The sequence below is a fragment of the Roseateles sp. genome, from assembly GCF_036486225.1.
In the GTDB taxonomy this organism is placed as follows: domain Bacteria; phylum Pseudomonadota; class Gammaproteobacteria; order Burkholderiales; family Burkholderiaceae_C; genus Roseateles.
The window spans coordinates 1-8,750 of sequence record NZ_DASVNZ010000045.1 but is presented as its reverse complement, the minus strand read 5'-3'; the positions used below and the strand labels follow the sequence as shown (position 1 = coordinate 8,750).

The window sequence follows — 8,750 nt, the reverse complement described above, 5'->3', positions numbered from 1 at the left end:
CTGGCCTCGCGCCGTCCGACGGCCGCGGGCGCCGGCGGCGCGGGCAGCGTCGACGTGCCGGTGCGCGACTGGGTCTCCACCTCGGCCGGCCAGCCGACGCGCCTGCTCGGCTTCGACCTGACGCTGATCTGGGTCGTGCTGTCGCTGCTGGCGCTGGGCCTGCTGATGGTCTATTCGGCGTCGATCGCGCTGCCCGACAACCCCAAGTTCGCGAAGTACCAGCCGATGCACTTCTTCGTGCGTCAGAGCCTGTTCATCGTGATCGGCCTGCTGTCCGGCTGGATCACCGTGATGGTGCCGGTGAGCTTCTGGGAGCGCCACGCGCCCAAGCTCTTCGTCGTCGCGCTGGCGCTGCTGATGATCGTGCTGATCCCGCACGTGGGCAAAGGCGTCAACGGCGCGCGCCGCTGGCTGCCGCTGGGCGTCATGAACTTCCAGCCGTCGGAGCTGGCCAAGCTGGCCATCGCGATGTACGCGGCCAACTACATGGTCCGCAAGATGGAGGTGAAGGAGAACTTCGTCCGCGCCGTGTGGCCGATGGCCGCCGCGCTGGCCTTCACCGGCATGCTGCTGCTGGCCGAGCCGGACATGGGCGCCTTCATGGTCATCGCGGCCATCGCGATGGGCATCCTGTTCCTGGGCGGCGTCAACGGCCGCATGTTCTTCCTCAGCGTGGCGGTGCTGATCGGCGCCTTCGTGCTGATGATCACCTTCAGCGACTTCCGCCGCGAGCGGATCTTCGCCTACCTGAATCCGTGGGACGAGAAGTACGCGCAGGGCAAGGCCTACCAGCTGACGCACTCGCTGATCGCCTTCGGCCGCGGCGAGTTCTTCGGCCAGGGCCTGGGGGCCAGCCTCGAGAAGCTGCACTACCTGCCCGAGGCCCACACCGACTTCCTGCTCGCCGTCATCGGCGAGGAACTGGGCTTCATCGGCGTGGCCATCGTGATCTTCGCGTTCTTCTGGCTGTCGCGCCGCCTGTTCCACATCGGCCGCCAGGCCGTGGCGCTGGACCGCGTCTTCGCCGGCCTCTACGCGCAGGGCATCGGTATCTGGATGGGCGGCCAGGCCTTCATCAACATGGGCGTCAACCTCGGCGCGCTGCCGACCAAGGGCCTGACGCTGCCGCTGATGAGCTACGGCGGCTCGGCCACCGTTCTGAACTGCATTGCCTTGGCCATCTGCTTGCGAATCGACATCGAGAACAGACAACTGATGCGAGGGGGCCGGGCATGAGCGCAGCGCCGGGCCGCCCCAAGCAAGCTCACGTCCCCTCGGGGGACCGGACGCGGCGTGCCGCGGACGAGGGGTCCACATGAGCACGCGTCACCTCGTCGTCATGGCCGCCGGAACCGGCGGCCACGTGATTCCCGGATTGGCCGTCGCCGCCGAGATGCAGCGCCGCGGCTGGACCGTGTCCTGGCTCGGCACCGAAGCGGGCATGGAGAACAAGCTCGTGCCGCCGTCCGGACTGGCGATGGACCGTCTGTCCTTTGCCGGCCTGCGCGGCAAGGGCCTGAAGCATTCGCTGCTGGGTGTCGTGCGCCTGTTCAAGGCGCTCGGCCAGAGCGCGCACGTCTTCAGCGCGCGCAAGGCCGACGCGGTGCTCGGCATGGGCGGCTACGTCTGCTTCCCCGGCGGCCTGATGGCCTGGGTGATGCGTCGTCCGCTGATGCTGGTGAACGCCGACGCGGCGCTGCTGCTGTCCAACAAGGCGCTCGCGCCGGTCGCGAAGAAGATCGCCTTCGGCTTCGACGGCCTCGCCGCCGCGCAGCAGAAGAAGAGCGTGGTCACCGGCAACCCGGTCCGCGTCGAGATCGAGGACCTGCCCGCGCCCGAGCTGCGCTTCGCCGATCGCACCGGTCCGCTGAAGGTGCTGGTGGTCGGCGGCTCGCTGGGCGCGCGCGCGATCAACGACGTGCTGCCGCAGACGCTTGCGCTGTGGGACGAGCATCAGCGCCCGCTTGTCACGCACCAGACGGGCGAGGCGAACTTCCCGCTCGTGCAGGCGGCCTACGCGAAGCTCGGCGTTCAGGCCGAGGTCGTGCCCTTCATCAACGACATGGCGCAGCGCCTGGCCGAGGCCGACGTGGTGATCTGCCGCGCCGGCGCGGTGACGGTGTCCGAGCTGTGCGCCGCCGGCGTCGCCAGCGTCCTGGTGCCGCTGGTCGTCAGCACGACCTCGCATCAACGCGACAACGCGCAATACATGGCGCAGCACAACGCAGGCACGCACCTGCCGCAGGGCGAGCTCAGCGCGCAGGCGCTGTTCGACCTGCTGCAGCAGCCGCGCGAGCACTGGCTGGCGATGGCGTCCAAGGCGCGCTCGCTGGCGCGTCCGCGCGCGGCGGGGCGCGTGGCCGATGAGCTGGAAGCGCTCGTCAACGAACGCGACGCCAAGTCGGGCAACGGAGCGCGCGCATGAAACACGCCCTCCAACGCATCCACTTCACCGGTATCGGCGGCGCCGGCATGAGCGGTATCGCCGAACTGCTGGTGGCGCAGGGCTATCGCGTGAGCGGCTCCGACCAGGGCGAGAGCGACACCACGCGCCGCCTGCGCACGCTGGGCGTCGACGTGATGATCGGCCACGCCGCCGAACACGTCGGTGCCGCGCAGGTGCTGGTCAAGTCCAGCGCGATCAAGGCTGACAACCCCGAGCTGATGGCCGCCCACCAGCACGGCATCCCCGTACTGCTGCGCGCGCAGATGCTGGCCGAGCTGATGCGCCCGCGCCTGGGCATCGCCGTCGCCGGCACGCATGGCAAGACGACGACGACCTCGCTGCTGACGACGGTGATGCAGCAGGCCGGACTCGATCCGAGCTACGCGATCGGCGGACAGCTGCTGGCCGCGGGCGCGAACGCGGCGCTGGGCGGCGGGCTGCACATGGTCGTCGAGGCGGACGAATCCGACGCCTCCTTCCTGCACCTGCTGCCGCAGTTGGCGATCGTCACCAACATCGACGCCGACCACATGGACACCTACGGGCACGACATGGCCCGTCTGCGTCAGGCCTTCGTCGACTTCCTGCATCGGATGCCCTTCTGGGGCGCGGCGGTGCTCTGCGGCGATGACGAGGGGGTGCGCAGCATCGTGCCGATGCTGTCGCGGCCGGTGATCCTCTATGGGTTCGAAGCCGGCAACGCCGTGCGCGCGACCGACGTCGCCGCCGAGGCCGGCGGCGGCATGCGCTTCGTCGCGCTGCGCCGCGACCGCCAGGGCCGCGAGCTGCCGGTGCTGAACGTGCTGCTGCGCCTGAACGGCCAGCACAACGTGCTGAACGCGCTGTCGGTGATCGCGATGGCGATGGAGCTGGGCATCGACGACGCCGCGCTGCTGCAGGGACTGGCGAACTTCGGCGGCGTGGGTCGCCGGTTCCAGTCCTACGGCGAACTGCCGGTGACGGCTGCGGGCGAGGGCGCCGGTGCGGCGTCGGGCACGGCGCTGCTCATCGACGACTACGGCCATCACCCGGTCGAGATGCAGGCCGTGCTGAAGGCCGCGCGTGGCGCCTATCCGGGTCGTCGTCTCGTGCTGGCCTTCCAGCCGCACCGCTACACGCGCACCCGCGACTGCTTCGAGGAATTCGCCGACGTCCTGGCGCAGGCCGACGGCGTGCTGCTCACCGAGATCTATGCCGCCAGCGAGTCCCCGCTGCCCGGCATCAGCGGCGAGAGCCTGGCGCGCGCGGTCACCGACCGCGGCACCGCAGCCGGCTTCGTCGGCGACTGGCAGGGACTGCCGCAGGCGATCGCCCACCAGGCGCGCGCCGGCGATGTGGTGATCGTGATGGGGGCCGGCTCGATCGCCGCCGTCCCCGCGCGCACCGTTGAACTCATGACGAAGGGAGGCCGCGCATGACCACGGACCTCAACAATGCTTCGGCGCCCTCCGCGCTGTATCAACACCTGGCCATCGACCGCATCGATGCGAAGTCGCTCGGCAAGGTCGCCGTGCTCTTCGGCGGCGACTCGGCCGAACGCGAGGTCTCGCTGATGTCGGGCAGCGGTGTGCTGGCCGCGCTGCAGTCGGAAGGCGTCGACGCGCACGCCTTCGACCCGGGCCAGCGCAACCTGCTCGAACTCAAGTCCGAGGGTTTCCAGCGCGCCTTCATCGCGCTGCACGGCCGCCACGGCGAGGACGGCACGGTGCAGGGGGCGCTCGAACTGATGGGCATCCCGTACACCGGCTCCGGCGTGATGGCCTCGGCCATCGCGATGGACAAGATCACCACCAAGCGCGTCTGGCTGGCCGACCAGCTGTCGACGCCGCGCTGGGTCAGCCTCAAGCGCGGCGAGCTGCAGCGCGAGCGCGTCCGCGCCGTGCCGGACGAGCTCGGCCTGCCGATCTTCGTCAAGCCGCCGCACGAGGGCTCCTCGATCGGAGCAAGCAAGGTGATGGGCTACTCCGACATGCAGGAAGCCGTCGAGCTCGCCGCGAAGTACGACGCCGAAGTGCTGTGCGAGGAATTCGTCGACGGCGCCGAGCTGACCTGCCCGGTGCTGGGCGAGGGCGCGGACGCGATCGCGCTGCCGGTGATCGAGATCCGCGCCGAAGGCGGCAACTACGACTACCAGAACAAGTACTTCACCGACACCACGCAGTACCTGGTCGGCCAACTGCCGGCCGATGAGCAGGCCCGCGTGCAAGACCTGGTCCTCGCCGCCTACCGCTCGCTGGGCGCGCGCGGCTGGGGCCGCGTCGACGTGATGCGCCGCAAGTCCGACGGCCAGCTCTTCCTGCTGGAGATCAACACCTCGCCGGGCATGACCTCCCATTCGCTGGTGCCGAAGGCGGCCGCCGCCGTCGGCATCTCCTACCCGAAGCTGTGCCTGTATCTCCTGTCGCAAGCGCGGCTGGACAGCCAGGCCTGAGTCGGCCCTCAACGAACTCGCAGACGCACGAGCGCAAGAGAACCGAGCCACCGCCATGGGCGCCACCTTCACCCACACCGCGAGCCCGCTGCCGCCCGACATCCGAGTGATGAACGGCGTCGCGGGCCTGCTGCTGGCCATCGTGGCGCTGGCCGCCGGGGCCGTGGGTCTGCATTGGCTGGCGAGACAACCGGCGTTCTCGATCAAGTCCATCACCGTCGAGGGCGACGTGAGCCGCAACAGCAGCGCCTCGCTGCGCGCGAACGCGCTGCCGCGGCTGAGCGGCAACTTCCTGACGATGAACCTGCAGCAGGCGCGCGCCGCCTTCGAGTCGGTGCCCTGGGTGCGCCACGCGGCGGTGCGTCGCGTCTGGCCGCTGCACCTGGTGGTCGCCCTCGAGGAACACCGCCCCGCCGCGTACTGGGAAACCAAGGCCGAAAACGCCGACGCCGACAGCGAGGCGGTCGTCGATACCCGGCTGGTCAACAGTTTCGGCGAGGTCTTCGAAGCGAATCTCGGCGACGTCGAGGATGAGGACCTGCCCACCCTGGCCGGCCCGGCCAAATCCTCCGCCGCGATGCTGGCGATGTGGCGGCAACTCGATCCGCTGACACACGGAAAACTGGATGAAGGTGTCGCCCGGCTGGATTTATCCGGCCGCGGCTCCTGGAAGGCGACGCTCGAAAAGGGCGCGATCGTCGAACTCGGCCGCGGCAGCGAGGCCGAGGTCGTCGCCCGGTATGGCCAATTCATCGCCAGCATTCCCCAGATCACCGCCCGCTACCGCACCTCGCTGGTATCGGCGGACCTCCGCCACGAATCCGGATATGCGGTCCGGCTGGCGGGCGTGACGACGGTTACCACTGCGCCCAAGGGCGCCAAGAAGAATTGAGGACAGGCATGGCCAAGGAATACAAGGATTTGGTCGTCGGGTTGGACATCGGCACCGCCAAGATCATGGCGGTGGTGGCCGAGGTGATGGGGGACGGCCAATTGCGCATCGCCGGTCTGGGCGTCGCGCCGAGTCACGGCCTGAAGCGCGGCGTCGTGGTCAATATCGACGCCACCGTCCAGTCCATCCAGCAGGCCTTGAAAGAGGCCGAAATGATGGCCGACTGCCGGATCTCGAGGGTTTATACCGGGATTACCGGCAGCCATATCCGCGGTCAGAACTCGACCGGGATGGTGATCGTGCGGGACAAGGAAGTCACGCCGGTGGATGTCGCCCGGGTGGTGGAAACCGCCAAGGCCATCAATATCCCGAACGACCAGCGCCTCCTTTTGGTGGAGCCACAGGAATTCGTCATCGACGGCCATGAGGTGAAAGAGCCGATCGGCATGAGCGGCGGCCGGCTGGAGGTCAAGGTCCACATCGTGACCGGGGCCCAGAGCGCGGCCGAGAACATCGTCAAGTGCGTGCGCCGCTGCGGGCTGGAAGTCGAGCAACTCGTTCTGAATCCTAGCGCTTCCAGTTTGGCGGCACTGACTTCGGACGAGCGCGACCTGGGCGTGGCCCTGGTCGACATCGGCGCCGGCACGACCGACGTGGCGATTTTCACCGGCGGCTCCATCCGCCATACCGCGGTGATTCCAATCGCCGGCGACCTGATTACCAGCGATATCGCGATGGCGCTGCGCACCCCGACCAAGGATGCGGAGGAAATCAAGGTGGAGCACGGCGTGGCCAAGCAATTGCTGGCCGATCCGGCGGATCAGGTGGAGGTGCCGGGTTTGGGCGACCGGGCACCCCGCATGCTCTCCAAGCAGGCTTTGGCCGGGGTCATCGAACCTCGGGTCGAGGAAATCTTCTCGCTGGTCCACCAGGTCATCCGGGAATCCGGCTACGAAGAGCTGTTGTCCTCGGGAATTGTCCTGTCGGGCGGTTCCTCGGTGATGCCGGGGATGGTGGAACTGGCCGAGGATATTTTCCTGAAACCGGTACGCCGGGGAAATCCGACCTACAACGGCGCGTTGTTCGACATGGTGGCCAATCCCCGGTCGGCCACCGTGATGGGATTGTTGGAGGAAGCGCGGCTGTCGCGCACCCGGGGATTCAAGGCGGCGCAGCAGGCGGGGTCCGTGAAGACCTTGTTCGGTCGCGCCAAGGATTGGTTCCTGGGGAATTTCTAAGAAGCCGGCACTGACCGGTGGGTTGACGCTTTCTTTACGACGTTTGAGGGTTTTGCCCCCTAAAAAAGGGTGGATCCCACTTCTATTTTGCTGATGGCAACTGCACAATATGGACAGGAGGTTTGATATGGCGATCGAGATGATCGAAGAGTTTGATCAAGGCACCCAGATCAAGGTGATCGGCGTGGGCGGCGGCGGCAACGCGGTCGAGCACATGATCAGCCAAGGTGTCCAGGGCGTGGAATTCATCGTGGCCAACACGGATGCCCAAGCCCTGAATCGCTCCAAGGCCGATCAACTCCTGCAACTGGGCCATACCGGCCTGGGCGCCGGCGCGAAACCCGAGGTCGGCAAGACTGCCGCCGAGGAAGCCGAGGCGCGCATCCGCGAATCCATCACCGGCGCGCACATGCTGTTCATCACCGCCGGCATGGGCGGCGGGACCGGCACCGGCGCGGCGCCCGTGATCGCCCGCGTGGCGAAAGAAATGGGCATCCTGACCGTCGGCGTGGTCACCAAGCCGTTCGAGTTCGAAGGCAACCGCCGCGGCAAGGCCGCGGACCTGGGCCTGCAGGAACTCGAAGCGAACGTGGACTCGCTGATCGTCGTGCTCAACGACAAGCTGCTGGAAGTGCTGGGCGACGACGTCACCCAGGACCAGGCCTTCGCGCACGCCAACGACGTGCTGAAGAACGCGGTCGGCGGCATCTCCGACATCATCCACATGCCGGGCCTGGTCAACGTCGACTTCGAAGACGTGAAGACCGTGATGAGCGAGCCGGGCAAGGCGATGATGGGCACGGCCGTGGCGGCCGGTCCGGACCGCGCGTCCAAGGCTGCGGAAGGCGCCGTCGCCTGCCCGCTGCTGGAAGGCATCGATCTGTCCGGCGCGCGCGGCGTGCTGGTGCTGATCGCGGCGAGCCGCAACAACTTCAAGCTGGCCGAGAGCCGCAACGCGATGACCGCGATCAAGCGCTACGCCGCTGAAGACGCGCACATCATCTACGGCACCGCCTACGACGAATCGCTGGGCGACCAGCTGCGCGTCACCGTGATCGCGACCGGCCTGAGCCAGCGCGCCGCGGCGCGCCAGCAGCCGCAGCTGGTCGTGCAGCAGCCGCAGCTGCGCACCGGCACCGACAACATGCCGGTGCTGACGCAGCCGGTGGTGATGCCGGGTTCGGCCGCCGCGCAGGGTGCGCCGGCCGCGGCGACCATGTCGACCACCGACTTCGGCGGCATGAGCGTGCCCAGCGTCTGGCGCCACGGCCGCACGGCCGCGGCCAAGGTCGAGGCGCTGTCGTCCAACGGCATGGACGAGATCGAGATCCCGGCCTTCCTGCGCAAGCAGGCGGACTGAGACCGAGACCGACCTCTCTCGAACGCCATCAGCTTCAAGGCCACGTCCTCCGGGACGTGGCCTTTTTTACTTCCGGCATCCGCCGCAGCGACCAGTTGGGCGCCCCGCGTCGTTGCAAATCCTCGCCATAGCTGGGCGATGGCTGCGGTTTGCGCCTAGCGGTGCATCCCAACTGGCCGCTGCGGCAGCCGCTGGGCGCCCGCATTCAAGGGGCCTTTGTTGCAATTGAGCGCTCGTGCCGTTCTGTGAACTTCGGCACACTGGCGCGCGATCACAAGACAGAGCGGATGCATGGTCCAGGCTGAGGTGGGGAAGACGACGTCGGAGCGACCGGCCGCGCCTGCGCGACGGCCCTGGAACGCACGTCCGTCCACGCCGCTGCT

The 8,750-nt window shown here is 68.1% G+C and carries 7 protein-coding genes; all 7 read left to right on the top strand.

The genetic code is table 11. The features are described from left to right. The 7 genes from ftsW (at position 1) to ftsZ (ending at position 8,367) form a co-directional block, all read left to right on the top strand. The gene (gene ftsW / locus VF536_RS03875; RefSeq protein WP_331613471.1) at positions 1-1,236 is read left to right on the top strand and encodes a putative lipid II flippase FtsW; all 1,236 of its coding nucleotides are present in this window, start codon (positions 1-3) and stop codon (positions 1,234-1,236) included. 79 nt (positions 1,237-1,315) lie between these two features. After that, positions 1,316-2,425, top strand: coding sequence for an undecaprenyldiphospho-muramoylpentapeptide beta-N-acetylglucosaminyltransferase (gene murG / locus VF536_RS03870; RefSeq protein ID WP_331613470.1), 1,110 nt, complete (start codon positions 1,316-1,318; stop codon positions 2,423-2,425). Next, entirely contained in the window at positions 2,422-3,864 is a 1,443-nt protein-coding gene (gene murC / locus VF536_RS03865; protein ID WP_331613469.1) for a UDP-N-acetylmuramate--L-alanine ligase, read from the top strand. Before murG ends, murC begins: the two co-directional genes overlap by 4 nt. Next, positions 3,861-4,877, top strand: coding sequence for a D-alanine--D-alanine ligase (locus VF536_RS03860; protein ID WP_331613468.1), 1,017 nt, complete (start codon positions 3,861-3,863; stop codon positions 4,875-4,877). The genes murC and VF536_RS03860 overlap by 4 nt, the downstream gene beginning before the upstream one ends. 55 nt (positions 4,878-4,932) lie before the next feature. After that, on the top strand, positions 4,933-5,769 hold the full coding sequence (locus VF536_RS03855; protein WP_331613467.1) for a cell division protein FtsQ/DivIB: 837 nt from the start codon (positions 4,933-4,935) through the stop codon (positions 5,767-5,769). An 8-nt stretch (positions 5,770-5,777) separates the two neighbouring features. Then, positions 5,778-7,007 (top strand): cell division protein FtsA, encoded by a 1,230-nt coding sequence (ftsA, locus tag VF536_RS03850; protein WP_067276931.1) that lies wholly within the window; start codon positions 5,778-5,780, stop codon positions 7,005-7,007. Between the two features lie 127 nt (positions 7,008-7,134). After that, the gene (gene ftsZ / locus VF536_RS03845; RefSeq protein ID WP_331613465.1) at positions 7,135-8,367 is read left to right on the top strand and encodes a cell division protein FtsZ; all 1,233 of its coding nucleotides are present in this window, start codon (positions 7,135-7,137) and stop codon (positions 8,365-8,367) included. The last annotated feature ends 383 nt before the right edge of the window (positions 8,368-8,750 follow it).

Excerpts from the sequence above, each read along its gene's own strand:
- murG (WP_331613470.1), top strand. The coding sequence starts at position 1,316 with ATGAGCACGCGTCACCTCGTCGTCATGGCCGCCGGAACCGGCGGCCAC.
- murC (WP_331613469.1), top strand. The coding sequence starts at position 2,422 with ATGAAACACGCCCTCCAACGCATCCACTTCACCGGTATCGGCGGCGCC.
- VF536_RS03860 (WP_331613468.1), top strand. The coding sequence starts at position 3,861 with ATGACCACGGACCTCAACAATGCTTCGGCGCCCTCCGCGCTGTATCAA.
- VF536_RS03855 (WP_331613467.1), top strand. The coding sequence starts at position 4,933 with ATGGGCGCCACCTTCACCCACACCGCGAGCCCGCTGCCGCCCGACATC.
- ftsA (WP_067276931.1), top strand. The coding sequence starts at position 5,778 with ATGGCCAAGGAATACAAGGATTTGGTCGTCGGGTTGGACATCGGCACC.
- ftsZ (WP_331613465.1), top strand. The coding sequence starts at position 7,135 with ATGGCGATCGAGATGATCGAAGAGTTTGATCAAGGCACCCAGATCAAG.